Source organism: Fontibacter flavus (assembly GCF_042432905.1).
Lineage (GTDB): Bacteria > Bacteroidota > Bacteroidia > Cytophagales > Cyclobacteriaceae > Fontibacter > Fontibacter flavus.
In genome coordinates this window covers 121129-138542 of sequence record NZ_JBHLWI010000009.1, presented here as the reverse complement: position 1 = coordinate 138542, position 17414 = coordinate 121129, and the positions used below count along the sequence as shown (strand labels likewise).

The 17414-nt window shown below is 39.7% G+C and carries 16 protein-coding genes; 7 read left to right on the top strand and 9 right to left on the bottom strand.

Going from position 1 to position 17414, the window contains the following annotated elements; genetic code table 11:
- Positions 1–46: 46 nt before the first annotated feature.
- From ACFFIP_RS05175 to ACFFIP_RS05165, 3 genes are read left to right on the top strand one after another with little or no spacing between them, the layout of a single operon-like run.
- Positions 47–718, top strand: coding sequence for a dienelactone hydrolase family protein (locus ACFFIP_RS05175; RefSeq protein ID WP_382386506.1), 672 nt, complete (start codon positions 47–49; stop codon positions 716–718).
- Positions 719–742: 24 nt separating this feature from the next.
- A complete protein-coding gene (locus tag ACFFIP_RS05170) occupies positions 743–1381 on the top strand; it encodes a phosphoribosyltransferase (protein WP_382386505.1) in 639 nt (212 codons plus the stop codon).
- Positions 1382–1429: 48 nt separating this feature from the next.
- Positions 1430–1915, top strand: coding sequence for a hypothetical protein (locus tag ACFFIP_RS05165; protein WP_382386504.1), 486 nt, complete (start codon positions 1430–1432; stop codon positions 1913–1915).
- Between the two features lie 144 nt (positions 1916–2059).
- On the opposite strand, the gene ACFFIP_RS05160 is transcribed toward ACFFIP_RS05165, so the two are convergent.
- Positions 2060–4615, bottom strand: coding sequence for a glycogen/starch/alpha-glucan phosphorylase (locus ACFFIP_RS05160; RefSeq protein WP_382386503.1), 2556 nt, complete (start codon positions 4613–4615; stop codon positions 2060–2062).
- Between the two features lie 480 nt (positions 4616–5095).
- On the opposite strand from ACFFIP_RS05160, the gene ACFFIP_RS05155 reads away from it, so the two are divergent.
- Positions 5096–5755 carry a hypothetical protein gene (locus ACFFIP_RS05155; RefSeq protein ID WP_382386502.1) on the top strand — a complete coding sequence of 220 codons (660 nt, stop codon included), beginning with the start codon at positions 5096–5098 and terminating at the stop codon, positions 5753–5755.
- 43 nt (positions 5756–5798) lie between these two features.
- Here ACFFIP_RS05155 and ACFFIP_RS05150 read toward each other — a convergent pair whose 3' ends face one another.
- The 6 genes from ACFFIP_RS05150 to ACFFIP_RS05125 all read right to left on the bottom strand — a co-directional run bounded on the left by ACFFIP_RS05150 (position 5799) and on the right by ACFFIP_RS05125 (position 11245).
- A complete protein-coding gene (locus tag ACFFIP_RS05150) occupies positions 5799–6476 on the bottom strand; it encodes a DUF2490 domain-containing protein (protein ID WP_382386501.1) in 678 nt (225 codons plus the stop codon).
- 151 nt (positions 6477–6627) lie between these two features.
- A complete protein-coding gene (locus ACFFIP_RS05145) occupies positions 6628–7923 on the bottom strand; it encodes a TRAP transporter large permease (RefSeq protein WP_382386500.1) in 1296 nt (431 codons plus the stop codon).
- 4 nt (positions 7924–7927) lie between these two features.
- Positions 7928–8413, bottom strand: a complete 486-nt coding sequence (locus tag ACFFIP_RS05140; protein WP_382386499.1) for a TRAP transporter small permease — start codon at positions 8411–8413, stop codon at positions 7928–7930.
- An 85-nt stretch (positions 8414–8498) separates the two neighbouring features.
- The gene (locus tag ACFFIP_RS05135) at positions 8499–9443 is read right to left on the bottom strand and encodes a TRAP transporter substrate-binding protein (protein WP_382386624.1); all 945 of its coding nucleotides are present in this window, start codon (positions 9441–9443) and stop codon (positions 8499–8501) included.
- Positions 9444–9508: 65 nt separating this feature from the next.
- Positions 9509–10165 carry a beta/alpha barrel domain-containing protein gene (locus tag ACFFIP_RS05130; protein WP_382386498.1) on the bottom strand — a complete coding sequence of 219 codons (657 nt, stop codon included), beginning with the start codon at positions 10163–10165 and terminating at the stop codon, positions 9509–9511.
- An 84-nt stretch (positions 10166–10249) separates the two neighbouring features.
- Positions 10250–11245, bottom strand: a complete 996-nt coding sequence (locus ACFFIP_RS05125; RefSeq protein WP_382386497.1) for a PfkB family carbohydrate kinase — start codon at positions 11243–11245, stop codon at positions 10250–10252.
- Between the two features lie 105 nt (positions 11246–11350).
- Between ACFFIP_RS05125 and ACFFIP_RS05120 the strand changes: the two genes are divergently transcribed.
- Complete coding sequence (locus ACFFIP_RS05120; protein WP_382386496.1) at positions 11351–12997, top strand: UxaA family hydrolase; 1647 nt, start codon at positions 11351–11353, stop codon at positions 12995–12997.
- A 227-nt stretch (positions 12998–13224) separates the two neighbouring features.
- Here the strand turns inward: ACFFIP_RS05120 and yiaK are convergent, their stop codons facing one another.
- Entirely contained in the window at positions 13225–14226 is a 1002-nt protein-coding gene (gene yiaK, locus ACFFIP_RS05115; protein WP_382386495.1) for a 3-dehydro-L-gulonate 2-dehydrogenase, read from the bottom strand.
- A 101-nt stretch (positions 14227–14327) separates the two neighbouring features.
- Positions 14328–14630 carry a DUF1330 domain-containing protein gene (locus ACFFIP_RS05110; RefSeq protein ID WP_382386494.1) on the bottom strand — a complete coding sequence of 101 codons (303 nt, stop codon included), beginning with the start codon at positions 14628–14630 and terminating at the stop codon, positions 14328–14330.
- 285 nt (positions 14631–14915) lie between these two features.
- Between ACFFIP_RS05110 and ACFFIP_RS05105 the strand changes: the two genes are divergently transcribed.
- A complete protein-coding gene (locus ACFFIP_RS05105) occupies positions 14916–15968 on the top strand; it encodes a LacI family DNA-binding transcriptional regulator (protein WP_382386493.1) in 1053 nt (350 codons plus the stop codon).
- The gene (uxaC, locus tag ACFFIP_RS05100; protein WP_382386492.1) at positions 15965–17398 is read left to right on the top strand and encodes a glucuronate isomerase; all 1434 of its coding nucleotides are present in this window, start codon (positions 15965–15967) and stop codon (positions 17396–17398) included. Before ACFFIP_RS05105 ends, uxaC begins: the two co-directional genes overlap by 4 nt.
- The last annotated feature ends 16 nt before the right edge of the window (positions 17399–17414 follow it).

Below are 17414 nucleotides of genomic sequence, written 5' to 3'. Positions count from 1 at the left end.
TTGATTATCTGTAATTTTTAAGATTTATAAATGAAAGGGTATAAGGATGGAACATTTAAAAATCAAAGTGGATAATGTCTTGCTTGATGGTGATTTATCCTTACCGGAAAATCCTAAAGGCATTATCATTTTCAGTCACGGCAGTGGCAGTAGCAGATTCAGCCCAAGAAATAATCTGGTGGCCCAGTACCTTAACAAACTGGGATTTGGGACTTTCCTTTTTGACCTCTTGACCAAAGAAGAAGATTCTGATTATCAGCTCAGGTTTGATATTCCTTTATTATCAGAGCGATTAATAAAAGTCACTAATTTTTTGATCAACGTGCCATCATTGGCCAAGATACCTTGTGCCTATTTTGGTTCAAGTACAGGAGCTGCATCTGCATTGATAGCGGCAAGCAAGTTGCAGGACAAAATAAAAGCTGTCGTTTCTCGCGGAGGTAGGCCAGACCTAGCTTTACATGTACTCCAAAAAGTCAAAGCCCCTACTCTTTTAATCGTAGGTGATCTAGACACTGAGGTAAAGGAGCTAAATCAGATAGCATTTGAAAAAATACCTGCAGAAAAGGAAATAAAAATAATTGAAGGGGCTACTCATTTATTTGAAGAGCCGGGAAAATTAGAACTTATCTCACAGATATCAGGAGAATGGTTTCAAAAATTCCTCATTAGCCAAAAACAGACTCCAAATCAATCATTGACTATGCGTAAAGTTTAAATAGATCCTATAAATCCATTAGCCATGTTCAAAGATCGGAAAGATGCAGCCATTCAACTAGGTCATAGTCTGGAAAAATTCAGAGACCAGGCTCCCCTGATTATCGGCATTCCACGTGGTGGGGTAGAAACAGCTTATTATGTAGCAAAGCATCTGAAAGCAGAGATGTCCCTGGTAATCACACGGAAAATAGGTCACCCACAGAATCCGGAGTATGCTATTGGTGCTATTGCAGAAGATGGCAGTATCTATTTGAGTTCCATTGGATCGGAAGAGGTTTCGAAGGAAGAAATCCAAAATATCATTGTAGAACAAAAAACAGAAATCAAAAGAAGGATACAGCAGTTTAGAAAAGGAGCCTCTTTTCCGGAAGTAAAAGACCGTCTAGTAATCCTTGTAGATGATGGTATTGCCACTGGAGCTACCCTTTTTGCGACGATTATGTTTTGTAAAAACAAACATGCTAAAAAAATCGTGGTAGCTGCACCGGTAGCTGGTCAAGGCATGCACCAAAAACTGCTTAAAATGGTGGATGATGTAATCATTCTGGAAACACCTATTGAGTATAGAGCTGTTTCTCAAGTTTATGATAACTTTTATAATCTCTCAGATGAAGAAACAATCTCATTTTTGGAAAAATGGGAAAAAGAAAAGTCCAACTAACAGAAAAAAAATAACGACAGGTTTATCCATTCTTAAATCAATCCTACTATGAAGACGAAAATATTTAAAGTCGAACATGCGGAATTCAAAAGAAAACTACTGGAAGCCAGCATCAAAAAACATCAATCAGTAATTGATGATTTGCAAAATAGCATCAAAGAGCTACTTGGCAATGAAGAAATAATCAATGAAGATGAATCCGATATGTCCCTTCAGGGATTTAAAACTGAACAGATCCAAAAAGCCAATCTTATCGGTAATCAGGTGAGCTTTGCCAATGATGAAATGACCTTATTGAACAATATGTTACCAGGAATTGAAGATATCCATGACGAGGTGATTTTAGGTTCTGTCGTGGTCACAGATAAAATGAATTTCTTTGTTTCGGCCAGTATAGAACAATTTGAAGTCGAAGGCATCAAGATTTTCGGATTGTCAACCGAAAGCCCACTCTTTCAGGAAATGAAAGGAAAAAGAAAAGGAGATAAATTCTCATTCAAAGACCAAGAGTACAAAATTCTTGATCTGTTTTGAACAAAAAGAGGTTGTGCCATAAGTCATATGAAATCTCTGAGATTTGGCTTTAAGGAATTTGATTCAGATACCTGACCGAATAAAAAAGAGGCTGTCCAAATTTATGAGACAGCCTCGTCTTAATAACACCTAAAACTGCATAAGTTATTTACTGGATGTACCGTTAAGTGTAACCGGAACAGATTTTACTTTCCAGATTTCATCGCAATACTCACGTATACTCCTATCACTGGAAAATTTACCCATTCTGGCTACATTGAGAATAGACATCCTGGCCCATTTAACCTTGTCTTTAAAAGCCTCTGCCACCTGATCTTGACAATCCACATATGACTGATAATCTGCCAATACCATAAATTGATCGTCATAAAGCAATGAATTGATCAAATCTTTGAATATCGTATCATCCAAATGAGAAAAATACCCATTCGATATTTGATCCAAAGCAAGCTTCAAATTTGGGTTGTTTTCATAAAAATGAAACGGATTATACCCATCCGATTTCGTGTTTTCTACCTCTTCCGCAGTCAATCCAAAAAGGAAAAAGTTCTCCTCTCCTACGCATTCCCTGATTTCCACATTGGCACCATCTAAGGTACCGATAGTCAATGCGCCGTTCAAAGATAACTTCATATTCCCTGTACCTGAAGCTTCCTTACCTGCTGTGGAAATCTGTTCAGATAAATCTGCTGCTGGATAGATCTTTTGGGCATTGGTGACATTATAATTTGGATAAAACACCACTTTCAGCCTTCCCTTTACATCTGGATCCTTATTTACAATTTCTCCTACCGAATTGATCAATTTGATGATTAATTTGGCCTGCTTATAGCCAGGAGCAGCTTTACCTGCAAAAACAAATGTCCTTGGAACAATTTCCGCTTCAGGGTTCTGCTTAATCCTATTATAGAGCGTAATGACATGCAGGATATTCAAATGCTGACGCTTGTATTCATGGATCCTTTTCACTTGGATGTCAAAAATTGACTCTGGGTCAACTTTGATATTTGTCCTATTCACAATTCTTTGAGCCAATTGGGTTTTCATTTCCAATTTGACATCCATCCATTGTTGAAGAAACTCAGGATCATCGGCAAATTTTTCCAAATTTTTCAGTTCATCCAGATGCTTGATCCAATTTTCTCCAATTTTGCTACTGATCAGCTCAGTAAGTTTAGGATTACTGAGAACCATCCACCTTCTAGGGGTGACACCATTCGTTTTGTTGCTGAATTTCTCAGGTGATAGCGCATACCAATCTTTGAGTACAGTTTGCTTTAGGAGCTCTGTATGCAGCGCTGCCACACCATTGATGGCGAAACTACCAGCACATGCAAGGTTGGCCATTTTGATATACCTCCTTGGACCTTCACCGATGATGGATAAGCTGCTGATTTTTTCCTGATCTCCATAGACTCTGACAGTCACCTCATCCAAAAATCTTCTATTGATTTCCTGTATGATTTCCAAGTGACGCGGTAAAACGGACGCAAATAGTTCCATATCCCATTTTTCCAGTGCTTCAGGCAACAAGGTATGATTGGTATACGCAAATGTTCTGGTAGTAACTCTCCAGGCATCCACCCACTCCAAATCATATTCATCAACCAGTAAACGCATCATTTCAGCAATAGCTACCGCAGGGTGAGTGTCATTTAGCTGAACAGCAAAAGTGGTTTGAAAATCCTCAATACGCTCTCCTTGCCTCAAATGAATACCAATCATATCCTGTAAAGAGCAGGAAACAAAAAAGTACTGTTGCTGCAATCTTAGAACCTTACCACTTCTGGTTTCATCATTCGGATAAAGGACTTTGCTGATATTTTCACAAATAATCTTTTGATTTACGGCGTTGCTATAATCTCCAGAGTTAAAAGACTGAAAATCAAAAGAGTTAGGCGCTTCTGATTTCCAAAGTCTAAGGGTATTTGTGGTATTAACTTTATAGCCTACGATGGGTGTATCATAAGCAACTCCTTTAACAATCAGATCAGGGGTCCAGATAGTTCTGAATTTCCCGTCCCTATCCATATAATGCTGAACATAGCCCCCGAGTTTGATGTCATAGCTGATTTCACGCCTTGCAATTTCCCATGGGTTACCCCTTCTTAGCCAGTTATCTGTATCTTCTACTTGCCAACCATCACGGATATCCTGCTCAAAAATCCCGAACTGATAACGTATTCCATATCCGATAGCAGGAACCTCCAAAGTGGCAAGAGAGTCCATATAACAGGCGGCCAACCTACCAAGCCCCCCATTTCCCAAACCAGGTTCTATCTCCTTTTCGATAAGCCAATCCAGATTTAGTCCCATTTCATGAAGGGCCTGCTCTGCTTCTTTGTAAATGCCAAGATTGACAAGGTTATTTCCCAAATGAGGACCAAGAAGATATTCTGCCGACAGATAGGATACTATTCTATGCTTTCCTTCCAGATATTGCTTCACAGATGCAACCCACCTCTGCAAAAGCCTGTCCCTCACAGTATAGGCTAGAGCCATGTAATAGTCATTACGTGTGGCGATTTCAGGATACTTACCCTGAACATAAAAAAGGTTATTCAATATCGCTTTTTTTAGCGTTTCTACATCCAGACCTGTACGTGCATCTTCAACTAACACATTCTGAACTTCTTTTTTATCCAGGCCCTTATCCTGGAGTGCAGATTGCATTTCCTTATTCAATTCGTTCTTTTTCATCCTAACAATCAAGTAAAATCGGTTTGATGCCAGCAAGTTAACCAAAACAACATGGATATGAAATTGTAAAGTTGCAGTAGCCCTGATTCTGATTTAGTAGGAAGGTATATATCTGGAGAATACTGCCCTATAAAAGATGAGATATTGAAACAATTTCTTGGTAAAATAGGCTTATGAAAGTCAAAATATTTCGACTTAAATTCACTAAAATGTCTGATAATTACCTTGTATGGCTAGCCAAAGTATCGTAAATTTAATAGAGTTTAAACCCTTAAAACCTCAAGTTAAACACTAAAAAAAAATATACCTAAAAGTTGCATTTGCTCTTTGAAGAAGTACCTGCCTAATCGGAAAAATCTTCTTAATCTTTATTAGAAGTTCGCCTTTGGAACTGGAAAATAAATCTTTGAATTGACCAGTAAGTTATCAGTAACTATTGAAACACTACTCTATATCCATTTTTCCAAAAAAGAACACAAAATGAAATTTCAACTCACTTCAATTATCAGTGTTGGCATTTTAGCATTATTTTATGCTTGTTCCCCTGCCACAAAAATCACAGGGTCCTGGACCAGTCCGGAAAGAAGCATCGATGGCTATCACAACCTGTTTATCGCTGCCATTGTTGACAATATACAGGCTAGACAGACTGTAGAAAATGATTTCAGAGAAAAGCTCAAAATTCTCAATATTTCCTCAGAAATCAGCAGCGAAAAAATCAAACCTACCATCTGGCAGAAATCTGAGCTGGATGAAGAACAAATCATGGAGATCGTATCTCAAAATGGTTTCGATGGGATATTGACGATGACTTTGATCGACCATCAGAGCGAGGAAAGGTATGTGCCAGGTACTATGATGTACAACCCGATGATCATGCAAGGTTGGAGCTGGGGAAGAAGAGGGACATTTGGAGGCTATTGGATCTATCACTACCCTATGATGGCTACTCCCGGTTATGTGGTGGAAGACAACAAATATATCATCGAAATCAACCTCTATGACGCAAAATCAGAATTATTGATCTGGTCAGCCCAATCCAAAACGCTAAACCCTTCTTCTCTTAACCAATTCTCTTCGGAATTTTCTACCGTAGTTTTAGAAAGAATGTTGGAAGAAGGGATTCTTAAACAATATTGAATTCTCGATAATTATCAATCATGAATCAGTTCAGAAATCCCAATCAAATCTTGTCTATTGGAAATTCCCGAAGGAAATGACGTCTCAGGTTTTTGAATTGGTAATTGAAATTAATCCATAATACAAAACCATGGACTATCCTTACCTGAGATGTGGAAGTATTCTGGAAGCGGATATGGTAACCTGGTGAAAGGGTACTTCCACCCCTTTGAATTCCTAATAACAAAAATACCCTGTGCTCAAAAGGAATATCCACCCGATCAGGACCTAAGGTAAACAATGTTTCATTCACGAAACTGGCAGATAATGCTGTTTTTATCTTGTCCAGTCTTTTAAATTGATACCGAATACTATTATTGAACCTAAGACGATGGTTGAAATCGTGGCCATCGGTCAACTGAAGTTCATCAAAGCTTTGTCTAAACCGGGCATCATAACGGAACCTGAAACTGACATTATACCCTTGACTACTCGGTAACCTCATGATCACCTGCCCCCAAGGTCTTCTTTCCGGTCTGATTAAATCCCCTTCTGAAAAAGGTGTCGTCAGCTGCAAATGGGCGTAACCAGCGGTGAAATTAAATTTTTCATCGGCGGTATGATAAGTAAAAACTCCTCTACCAATGAGAAAAAGTTCTGGTACATAATGGGTATCCAACCAAAGTGACCATTTATCGGCAATTTGACCGGAAGTCATCAGTCCCCACCAACTTTCCGTCATCAACTGTGCTTGAGCATTCAATTTGGAATGACATAACAATATCAAAAAGCAAGTGAACAAAATATGCCGCATTCTTCCATTTCATTGATTCAACATCCTAAAGGTATTGAAAAATAAACCTTTAATTTAGACACACAAGCCAATTATCGGATTACAGCCCAAACAACCTGGGCAACCACAAAGTCAGACCTGGCCAAAGGGTCACTACAATCAGCCCTATAATCATCGCGACAAAGAATGGAATCATCGGCTTGACAGCTTTTTGTATACTGATACCAGCTACTTGTACCCCTAGGAATAAAACCGACCCTACAGGCGGCGTGCAGAGGCCAATACACAGGTTTAGAATCATAATAATCCCAAAATGAACTGGATCAACGCCCATAGAAGTGACTATTGGGAGAAAAATTGGAGTGAAAATCAACACGGCAGGTGTCATATCCATAAAAATCCCCACAAACAATAACAATAAATTGATAATAATCAGGATGACGAAAATATTATCACTCAAAGTCAAAAGATAAGAGCTGATAGATTGGGGAATATCTTCGCTTGACATTACCCAGGACATGCTCATAGAAGTCGCAATCAACAACATCACAATGGCTGTTGTCTCGCTGGATTTTAATAAAATGGCAGGAATTTCTTTCCATTTCAATTCTTTATAATAAAAAGACAAGACCAAAGTGTACACCACGGCAATTGCAGATGCTTCAGTAGCGGTAAAAATTCCTCCTACTATTCCTCCGATCACAATGACCAACAACATCAGAGAAGGTAAAGCCCTGAGCGATTTTGAAATCAACTCTTTAGAAGAGGTTCTTTCTCCAGGAGGAAGATTGTGTTTTTTAATAAAAATTGCAGCGGTAAGCATCAGAATCAATCCGATGAAAATTCCCGGTAAATAACCTGCCACAAACAAAGCCGCAATGGAAACTCCTCCTGATGCCAAAGAATAAACGATCAAAATATTGGATGGTGGTATAATCAGACCTGTGGTAGATGAAGTAATGTTTACAGCTGTAGATAATCCTTTTGGATAGCCTTCCGCATCCATTCTTTTTCCTAAAATGCCACCAATCGCTGAAACCGCTGCAGCAGCAGATCCGGCAATCGCCCCGAAAAGCATGGCTGCAATGATATTGACATAAAGCAATCCTCCTGGAAGTTTTCCTGTCATTGCTTTTGCCAGTTCGATCAGACGGTTGGCTATCCCACCTTTATTCATGATTTCTCCCGCCAGCACAAAAAAAGGAATTGCCAACAAGGCAAAGCTGTCCAATGAAGTACCCATTCTCTGGGCAATAGTGGTAGCAGATGGTACAGCTGCCACTGTCACCATCAGCGTAATCAGACCGGAAATCCCCAAACTCCAGGCCACAGGAACACCAATGCCCATTAATGTAATGAAAGATAAAACCAGTATTATGATACTAATATATTCCATGATATTAGGCTTTAAGATCCTTTAGATGTGATAAAATTTGAAAAATCTGATAATACACCACCAAAATCCCACTGATAGGTACTATGGTGTAAATGTATGCTAAGGGAATCTGTAAAGTGGCTGATTTTTGCTCCAAAATGTAGGTAATGTAAACCAGATTGCCTCCTCCTAAAACCATGGCAATCAAAGCAAAAAGTAAAACTAATGTATTGATCAGTATCAACAATTTCAATTTTGGCTTTCCGGTAAGCTTCTTAGGTAGAATATCAATGGCCAAGTGCTGGTCTTTTCCAGCCACAAAAGCAGCACCCAACATACCCAGCCAAATCAACATATATCTGGACAGTTCATCAGTAAAAGAACTTGGATTTTGGACTACATACCTGGACAAAACCTGCCAGGTAACATTGATAACCATCAATCCCATCAGTAATATCAACGTCCAGGCGACAAAATTATCCAGCTTAGTTTTGAAATTGGTTTGGGTCATTGTTAACTAAATTGACTTTTCTTAATTCTCTCTCATTATATTAGGGACATACACCAATTCTTAATTTTTCATTCTCCATTCAGAATCATTCCAGCTCTCTGATTTTCTCTACCATTTTATACATTTCCGGTTGCACCACTTTGACGTTTTCGTAAAGACTTTCTACAGCTTCCCTGAAAGGTTTTTGATCTGGAAATGTGATCGTTACACCTGCCTTTTTTAGTTCCCGATAAGATTCTTCCACGGACTCAGCCCAAAGCTGGTATTGAAAAACAGCTGATTCATCTGCAGCTTCCTGGATCCATCTTTTCTCCTCTTCATCAAGTGTATTCCACACCTTTGTACTGATAATCAGGACATCAGGTACAGCTGTATGTTCATTCACTGAATAAAATTTACATACCTCATAATGTCGGGAAGTATAAAGGCTTGGCGGATTGTTTTCAGCTCCATCTACTATACCCTGCTGTAATGCGGTGTAGAGTTCACCATAAGAAACAGGAGTTGGAGAACTGCCAAAGCTTTTGATCATATTGATGGCCATATTGCTCTCTAGAGTACGGATTTTTAAGCCTTTAAGATCTTCTGGTGTATCCACAGGTTTGGTTTTGGAATAAAAACTTCTTTTCCCTGCATCATAATAACAAAGACCCCGCAACCAGTATTTTTCACCCTCCAAAAGCAGTTGCTTTCCAATATCACCTTTCAAAACTTTATCTCTATGGGCATCGTCTCTGAAAAGGTAAGGCATTGAAAGTACCTGAATCTTAGGTGCAAAACTCTCCAAAGTCGCAGAAGATACCTTAGTCATTCCCAAACTTCCAATTTGAAGTAATTCGACTAACTCCCTTTCTGTCCCTAATTGTTGGTTGGGATATATCCTGATCTCCACATTACCCTCAGATTTTTCCTCAACCAACTTGGCCATAAACTCCATGGCTTCATGCACAGGGTGTGTTACCCCAAGCCCATGGCCAAGTTTGATTACCCTGACTCCTCCTGGACCTTTGCAGGTTGAAAAAACCAACATGACCGAGAAGAACAGTATCTTAATCAGGCTACTTTGAAAGTACTTTTGGAAGTGATTTCTCATTTTTAAAAAGATTGAATAATGTTCAAAATTTCCTTAATCCTTGCTTCCAACAAACTAAAATCACCATTTTCTATAGCTTTTTTATCAAAAAGCTGTGAGCCCATTCCCACACAAGACACTCCTGCATCAAACCATGCTTTCAAATTTTGATGATTGGGTTCCACCCCACCAGTCGGCATCATTTTGACATCGGGAATGACTGATAAAACCGCTTTGATAAATGCCGGACCCAATAAATTACCAGGAAAGGCCTTGATCAAAGAAGCTCCTAATGACTTGGCCGCATACACTTCTGTCACAGTCGCACAGCCAGGAATCCAGAAAATCCCTTTCATTTGACAATACTGAGCCAACTCAGGAACCAAGGCTGGGGAAACAATAAAATCTGCTCCTATGAGATGGAATTTTTGAGCATCTTCTGCAGTAAAGATCGTTCCGATTCCAAGCAAAAGATCAGGGTATTTTTCAGCGTACAACTTCAATTCCTTGAAAACCTCAAATGCATTGAATTCCCTGTTGGTGAATTCAAAAACCCTGACACCAGCATGGTACGCCACATCAAGTACTTTTTGGGCGACCAAAATGTCCTGATGATTAAACACAGGAATCATTCCTGATTGGGTCATTTGGTCAATAATCTGTTGACTATTAAAATTCATAGCGCTATGGCAATATCTTCTGTCTAAATTAATTCAAGAGTCGTTTTCATTTCTTTACTGATGGGCTGCTTAATCTTCAAACCTTTATCGCAACAACCTGCCCACATTTTCCCCTTTCATCAAATCCAATACTTCCTCCTTTGTCACCAAATTCGCATCGCCGACAATACTATGTTTGAGAACTGAAGCAGAAGTGGCAAATTCCAGCGCCGTCTGGTCAGGAAAGTGCAACATGCCATAGATTAAACCTGCCATATAAGCATCCCCTCCTCCTATTCTATCCACTATATGGGGCATATCATAATTTTTGGATTTGAGTATCTCTTTTCCATTCCACAGCCAACCCTGCAATTGATTATGGCTTGCAGAAATACTGTTTCGTTCTGTAGTGGTGATGTATTTTAACTGGGGAAAATCTTTCATTGCTTGACGACAGGCATCTTCATAATCCGGTTCTATAATATCCATGCAGTTTTCAAAATCCGTCAAACCAGCCACTATTACATCCGTATACCTTATCAACTCGGGCATGATGTCAAGAGGTCCTTTCCCGTATTGCCACAAATTCCTCCTGTAATTGATGTCACCACTCACCAAAACCCCAAGATTTTTGGCTGCTTTTAAAGCTTCAAGAAGCATATCTGCGGCATTTTGTGATAAAGCCGGCGTAATACCCGTCCAGTGAAAGCAATCAACTCCTTCTAACATCTTAATCCAGTCCAAGCCTTTCCCTTCAAAATTGGCAAAAGCGGAATCAAATCTATCGTATATGATTTTGGAAGGTCTCTGCATAGCGCCATTCTCCAAAAAGTAAAGCCCTAATCTCCCAGGTCCAAAAAATATATGGTCCGTTTTTACCCCGACCTGCCTCAAATAGCGAATTGCAGTCATTCCCAAATCATGATCAGGAAAAACAGTCATATGATAAGCGTCAATATCCCACTGGGCCAAAGAAACAGCAACATTGGCTTCTGCTCCTCCGAAGACCACATTATAGGAATTGGCCTGTAAGAATCGTTCATTTCCCTGTGTACTGAGACGCATCATGACATCTCCAATGGTAAGCACTTTCTTATTCATATTTGACTATCAAATCTTTCCTGAAAATAATCACTTTAAGTTTCTTTTTTATTTTTCTTTTACATAAATTGTGCAATCGATTGCGCAATTTATGTAAAAATTTCAATGAACCATAAGATTTTGCAAATTCATCCAAAAGATAATGTATTAGTAGCATTAACGGACTTAAAGAAAGGAGAAAAAGTTGTTTTTGGAAAGAATACCATCACTCTGATAAATCATGTGCCTGCGAAACATAAATTTTCAATGCATAATTTGAAACAAGGAGAACTAGTATTTATGTATGGTTCCATCGTGGGGAGGGCCAAATCCCCTATTCCAACGGGAGGAATACTGACTACCGAAAATGTAGCCCATGAAGCCAATTCATTTGGAACAAAATCCATGGATTACCATTGGGAAGCTCCGGACATAAACAGATTCAAAGAAAAAACATTCTTGGGCTACCACCGCCCTGATGGCCAGGTTGGGACTGCTAATTATTGGTTGGTGATTCCATTGGTTTTTTGTCAAAACAGAAATGTGGACGTCATCAAGGAAGCCTTTGTGGAGGAATTGGGTTTCAGTAAACCAAATGCCTACAAGTCTTTGGTGAAACAAATGGCTTCATTATACAACAGTGGCAAAAAATCAGAAATAGAACAATTAATCGTAGAAGAGGAAACGATAACCAACCAAAGCAAATTATTTCAGAACATTGATGGTATTAAATTTTTGACCCATAATGGTGGTTGCGGAGGTATCAGACAAGACTCGGAAATGCTCTGTGCACTGTTTGCCGGATATATGAACAATCCGAATGTCGCAGGTGCTACTATTCTGAGTTTGGGTTGCCAAAATGCCCAGCCAGCTATATTGAAAGAGAAATTAGACAAAATCAATCCTGATTTTAGTAAACCGTTCATTCTCCTAGAACAGCAAAAAGAAGGTACAGAAGCACAATTATTATCCCGGGCCATTAAAAAGACCTTTTTGGGTATGATAGATGCTGACCAACTTCAAAGATCGCCTGCTCCTTTAAGTAAACTAACCATTGGCCTGGAATGTGGCGGTTCTGATGGTTTCTCTGGAATATCTGCCAATCCTGCTGTTGGACATGCCTCTGATCTTGTAGTGGCATTGGGTGGGACAACAATACTGTCTGAGTTTCCTGAGTTGTGCGGTGTCGAACAGGAGCTGATCAACCGCTGTAAAGATGATGTTATTGCAGCCAAATTCAGCGGACTGATGAAGACCTATGCCGCTGCTGCTGAAGCGGTTGGCTCTGGTTTTGACATGAATCCTTCTCCGGGAAACATCAAAGACGGACTGATCACGGATGCCATGAAATCTTCCGGAGCTGCGAAAAAAGGGGGGGCTTCCCCAGTTGCAGATGTTTTGGATTATGCTGAATATGTAAAAAAACCAGGTTTAAATCTACTCTGCACACCGGGCAATGATGTGGAAAGCACCACCGCAATGGCTGGATCTGGTGCCAACATCATCCTTTTTACAACTGGATTAGGAACACCTACAGGTAATCCCGTTGTTCCTGTCATCAAAATCTCCTCTAATACAACCCTTGCGAAGAAAATTCCGGACATCATTGATATTGACACAGGAGGAATTATTACCGGAGAAAAAACCATTCCTGAAATGGGAGAAGAAATTCTGGAATATATCATTAAAGTTGCTTCCGGAGAGATCAAAACCAAAGCTTCCATACTCGATCAAGATGATTTTATACCTTGGAAAAGAGGAGTTTCTTTGTAAGCAAAACCCTAGTTCCAAAACTCAATTTTCAACTTGAGCTTTTCTTTATCCTGTTTCTCCCGAAGCATGATTTTCACTTGTATTCCATATTTCCGGAAGAAATGATTCAGCTATCCTGCTTCTCCCGAAGCAGGATTTTCTATAGATGCAGGATTTTCACATTTATCCCTTTTATCCAAATAGACTGATATTCCCACCTTTTTTTTAAAGAATGACTTCCTGGAATCTCAAGATAAAAAGCCCTGAATTTTTTCCCAGACGGATGGATCTACCGGCACTCCTTCTTTTATGTTTTTTTTGCGGATAGCTAAAATATGTTCTCCAGGATACCTGACATGCTGGTTTGAAAAAGTTGCCGAATCATGAAGGTTGTTAATGATTTCATCCAATTTTTGATCTATCCAATCATGCATTCCCAGCCTTTCGGGGTCCAGGCATAGAAATACCTGCGACAGTCCAAATTCATCACCGCTTGCACCTACCTGATGGGTAGCCTGTCCACCTGAAATCACCGAAGCCAACATATCCAAAACCAGAGAAAGGCCTGCTCCTTTCCATAATCCTATGGGTAAAGCCAACTCCTCAGCGATAACTTCAGCCGGAGATTTGGTAAGATTCCCTTCTCTGTCAAATCCTGCCTCAAAAGGCATAGCCTTACCTTCCCGTAGGTATATATTCATCTTACCGTATGAAAATTGGGACATCGCGATATCCAAGACCACATGTCCTTTCTCCCGTGGAATTGCAATGACCAATGGATTATTGCCGAGTCTAGGTTCCTTCCCTCCCCAAGCAGGCATATTGGGTTTTGTATTGGTAAAGCAGATGCCAATACAGCCGGCATCAGCAGCCTGCCAACCAAAATTTCCTGCCCTCATCCAGTGATTGGTGTTTTGAAGTGCTACTAATCCAATTCCAAATTCCTTAGCCAAATATACTGCCCTTTCCATGCTTTGGAAGGCATTGAGTGGTCCTGGTCCTAAATTCCCATTCCACCTTTCAAAAAAACCAAAGGTTTCAATTCTTGAGGGCTCTGCATTTGGATTTATCCGGCCTTTTTTGATCATTTCCAAAAATACCGGAACCCTGTCCAACCCATGAGAAGGTACCCCATCTAAACTTGCTTGGGTGAAGAGCTGTGCGCATTTGTTGGATTTGGATGCTTCAAGGCCATACTTTCGGAAGGTATTTTCCAAAACTTCCAGAACCTCAGGATAAGGGATTTTCATGTCAGTAGGTACATCTTTTTAATCTAAGATATCTGAATTTATGCATTTTGAAAAATTAAGGCACTCTACTTGAATAAAGTGCCCTAACATTGCTGATTGCATTACGCTCCAACAGGACCAACACTCTCGACTACCAACATTTTTGATTGGGCAGCCCGGTACCTGATATTTTTGGCTACGGTATATTCCGGAGAAGACCACCAGTCTTTAGCGGATTGGACTGAAGGGAATTCCAATATCACCAGACGTTGTGGATTCCAATCTCCTTCCAAAGACTCCGTCTGTGCTCCCCTGACAACAAACTTTCCTCCATATTTTTGGAGGGTGCCAAGCGTATGTTTCTTATACTCTTCGTATAATTCAGGATTGTGGATACTTACTTCTACTAATACTAATGCTGACATAACAATACTTTTTGTGATGATGGATTTTCCTTAACATTTGGATACAAATGCTGCACCAATGCATTCAGGAACACTTCAATATTAGTGCAATTTTCATTTAGATCATATCTCCGTTATAACATTGGAAAAGAAACTCTCTTTTTGGATTGATCCATCCATCTGAATCCGTACCTGTTTGCCGTAGAAAATTGGATCTCATAAAATGATCTTTGCAATTTTAAATAAATCTTATTTTTGTGCAATCGATTACACAATTTCTTATCTTTGTCTGAAAGATTTTTTTTAATGAAAAAAGGAAAAGCAACCATACATGATATCGCTGAAAAGCTGAACATCACTGCCTCTACTGTATCCAGGGCATTGAATGACCATCCCAGGATATCTGAAGCCACCAAGAAGCAGGTGCTGAAAATGGCCAAACAGCTCAACTATCAGCCAAACAATATTGCATCAGCCTTAAGAAGCGGTAAAAGTAAATTGATCGGTGTGGTAGTACCTACAGCCAACAGAAACTTCTTTTCTTCAGTAGTCAGAGGTATTGAGGATATTGCTAATAATTTCGGTTACAAAGTAATCATTTCCCAGTCTTATGAAGATTACAAAAAGGAAATCGATACCGTAGAAGCGCTCCTCAACGCCCGCGTTGACGGAATAATTGCCTCCATCGGCAAAAACACCGAAAAGTTTGACCATTTCAAAAAAGTCCTGGACAAAGGCATTCCTTTAGTGCTTTTTGACAGAACTACCAACGAGCTCGAAGTAAGTGAAGTTGTCATAGATGACTATTTGGGGGCATACCAAGTGACCGAGCACCTAATCAAACAAGGATGTAAAAGAATTGTCCACTTCACCTCACCGAAAAAAATCAACATCTACCGGGACAGGCTTAGAGGATATGAAGACGCCTTGAAAGACCATAAAATACCTTTTGATCCCAAGCTGATCGAAGAAAGTAATATGCAATTAGAAGATGGCAGAAAAAGTATGGAAAACATCATCAATAAAGGAATTGCATTGGATGCTGTGTTTTCCAGTTCCGACTATGCCGTCATGGGCGCCATGCAGGTGCTCAAAGAAAAAGGTTTCAAAATTCCAGAACAGGTCATGTTGGCAGGTTTTGGAAATGAACCTTTTACCTCTTTCACGGATCCACCAATTACCACGGTAGACCAAAAAAGTATTCCTATGGGACGGATTACAGCAGAGACCTTCTTTGAATTGCTCAATGGAGAAAAGAATAATAATATTCCTCAAAAAACCGTCCTGAAACCTGAGTTGATCATTAGAAAGTCAACTCAAAAAAATAACCTATTCAATCAAAACATTACTATTCCATGATTTCTCAGTTTAATGCCAAAAAAGCATTCCTTTCAGAAGACTTCTTACTGGAAAATGATTTTTCCAGACTTCTCTATCATGAGTATGCCTCAAAACTTCCCATAATAGACTATCATAACCATCTCTCTCCAAAGGACATAGCGGAAAACAGGAGATTCGACACCATTTCCGAAGTATGGCTAGCAGGCGACCATTATAAATGGCGTGCCATGAGAACCTTGGGGATTCCTGAAAAATACATTACCGGTAATGCTTCTGACCAAGAGAAATTCCAAAAATGGGCTGAAACAGTACCATACACCATGAGGAATCCCCTTTATCACTGGACCCATTTGGAATTAAGGAGATATTTTGGAATTGAAGCGCTTTTGACTGGAAAAAACGCGGAAGAGATCTTTCAAGAAACATCTTCCATGCTACAATCCCCAGATTATTATACCAGAGGATTACTTCAAAAAATGAATGTCCGCTTGGTTTGCTCTACAGATGACCCAATAGATACCTTGGAATACCACCAAAAAGCAGCAAAAGAGAATATTGAGCCAAGGTTACTTCCTGCATTCCGGCCTGACAAAGCCTATGCAGTTGAAAACACAACAACCTACCAAAAATATTTGCAACAGCTATCCGCTGTCTCTGGTGTTGAAATTTTCCACTACGATGACCTTTTGGAAGCGATTCAAAACAGGGTTGAATATTTCCATACCAATGGAGGAAGAATCTCAGATCACGGATTGGAACAATTGTATTTTTTCCCCCTAGGATCCTATCATATTGATTCCCTTTTCCAAAAATTGATCCTGGGAAAAAAACTGAGTAGTGAAGAAGTAGCGTATTTCAAGTTCCATACCCTTTATGAACTTTCCAAGATGTACCATGCAAAAGGATGGACACAACAGTTCCACTTGGGAGCTTTGAGAAATACGAACGACCGTATGTTGAGAGTCTTGGGACCTGATACAGGTTTTGACTCTATTGGAGACTTTTCCCAAGCAAAGGCATTGGGTGCTTTCCTCAATTTGCTGGATTCAACAGATCAGTTGGCCAAAACCATTTTATATAACCTTAACCCTGCAGACAATGAGGTAATGGCCACTATGGTGGGCAATTTTAATGACGGATCAGTCAAAGGGAAGATCCAATTTGGAAGCGGCTGGTGGTTTTTGGACCAAAAAGACGGCATGGAAAAACAATTGAACGCATTATCAAACATGGGACTTCTGAGCTGTTTTATAGGTATGTTAACCGATTCAAGGAGCTTCCTTTCATTCCCAAGGCATGAATATTTCAGAAGGATTTTATGTAACCTTATCGGAAAAGATGTTGAGAATGGAGAACTCCCGGCTGATGAAGCTTGGTTGGGTAAAATTGTTTCCGATATCTCTTTCCATAATGCCAATACCTATTTTGGTTTCGATTTACAGCATTGAAACAGGCCCATTGAAG

Coding starts and splice junctions, on each gene's coding strand:
- ACFFIP_RS05175 (WP_382386506.1), top strand. CDS start 47: ATGGAACATTTAAAAATCAAAGTGGATAATGTCTTGCTTGATGGTGAT.
- ACFFIP_RS05170 (WP_382386505.1), top strand. CDS start 743: ATGTTCAAAGATCGGAAAGATGCAGCCATTCAACTAGGTCATAGTCTG.
- ACFFIP_RS05165 (WP_382386504.1), top strand. CDS start 1,430: ATGAAGACGAAAATATTTAAAGTCGAACATGCGGAATTCAAAAGAAAA.
- ACFFIP_RS05160 (WP_382386503.1), bottom strand. CDS start 4,615: ATGAAAAAGAACGAATTGAATAAGGAAATGCAATCTGCACTCCAGGAT.
- ACFFIP_RS05155 (WP_382386502.1), top strand. CDS start 5,096: ATGAAATTTCAACTCACTTCAATTATCAGTGTTGGCATTTTAGCATTA.
- ACFFIP_RS05150 (WP_382386501.1), bottom strand. CDS start 6,476: ATGACGGAAAGTTGGTGGGGACTGATGACTTCCGGTCAAATTGCCGAT.
- ACFFIP_RS05145 (WP_382386500.1), bottom strand. CDS start 7,923: ATGGAATATATTAGTATCATAATACTGGTTTTATCTTTCATTACATTA.
- ACFFIP_RS05140 (WP_382386499.1), bottom strand. CDS start 8,413: ATGACCCAAACCAATTTCAAAACTAAGCTGGATAATTTTGTCGCCTGG.
- ACFFIP_RS05135 (WP_382386624.1), bottom strand. CDS start 9,443: ATGTTGGTTTTTTCAACCTGCAAAGGTCCAGGAGGAGTCAGGGTAATC.
- ACFFIP_RS05130 (WP_382386498.1), bottom strand. CDS start 10,165: ATGAATTTTAATAGTCAACAGATTATTGACCAAATGACCCAATCAGGA.
- ACFFIP_RS05125 (WP_382386497.1), bottom strand. CDS start 11,245: ATGAATAAGAAAGTGCTTACCATTGGAGATGTCATGATGCGTCTCAGT.
- ACFFIP_RS05120 (WP_382386496.1), top strand. CDS start 11,351: ATGAACCATAAGATTTTGCAAATTCATCCAAAAGATAATGTATTAGTA.
- yiaK (WP_382386495.1), bottom strand. CDS start 14,226: ATGAAAATCCCTTATCCTGAGGTTCTGGAAGTTTTGGAAAATACCTTC.
- ACFFIP_RS05110 (WP_382386494.1), bottom strand. CDS start 14,630: ATGTCAGCATTAGTATTAGTAGAAGTAAGTATCCACAATCCTGAATTA.
- ACFFIP_RS05105 (WP_382386493.1), top strand. CDS start 14,916: ATGAAAAAAGGAAAAGCAACCATACATGATATCGCTGAAAAGCTGAAC.
- uxaC (WP_382386492.1), top strand. CDS start 15,965: ATGATTTCTCAGTTTAATGCCAAAAAAGCATTCCTTTCAGAAGACTTC.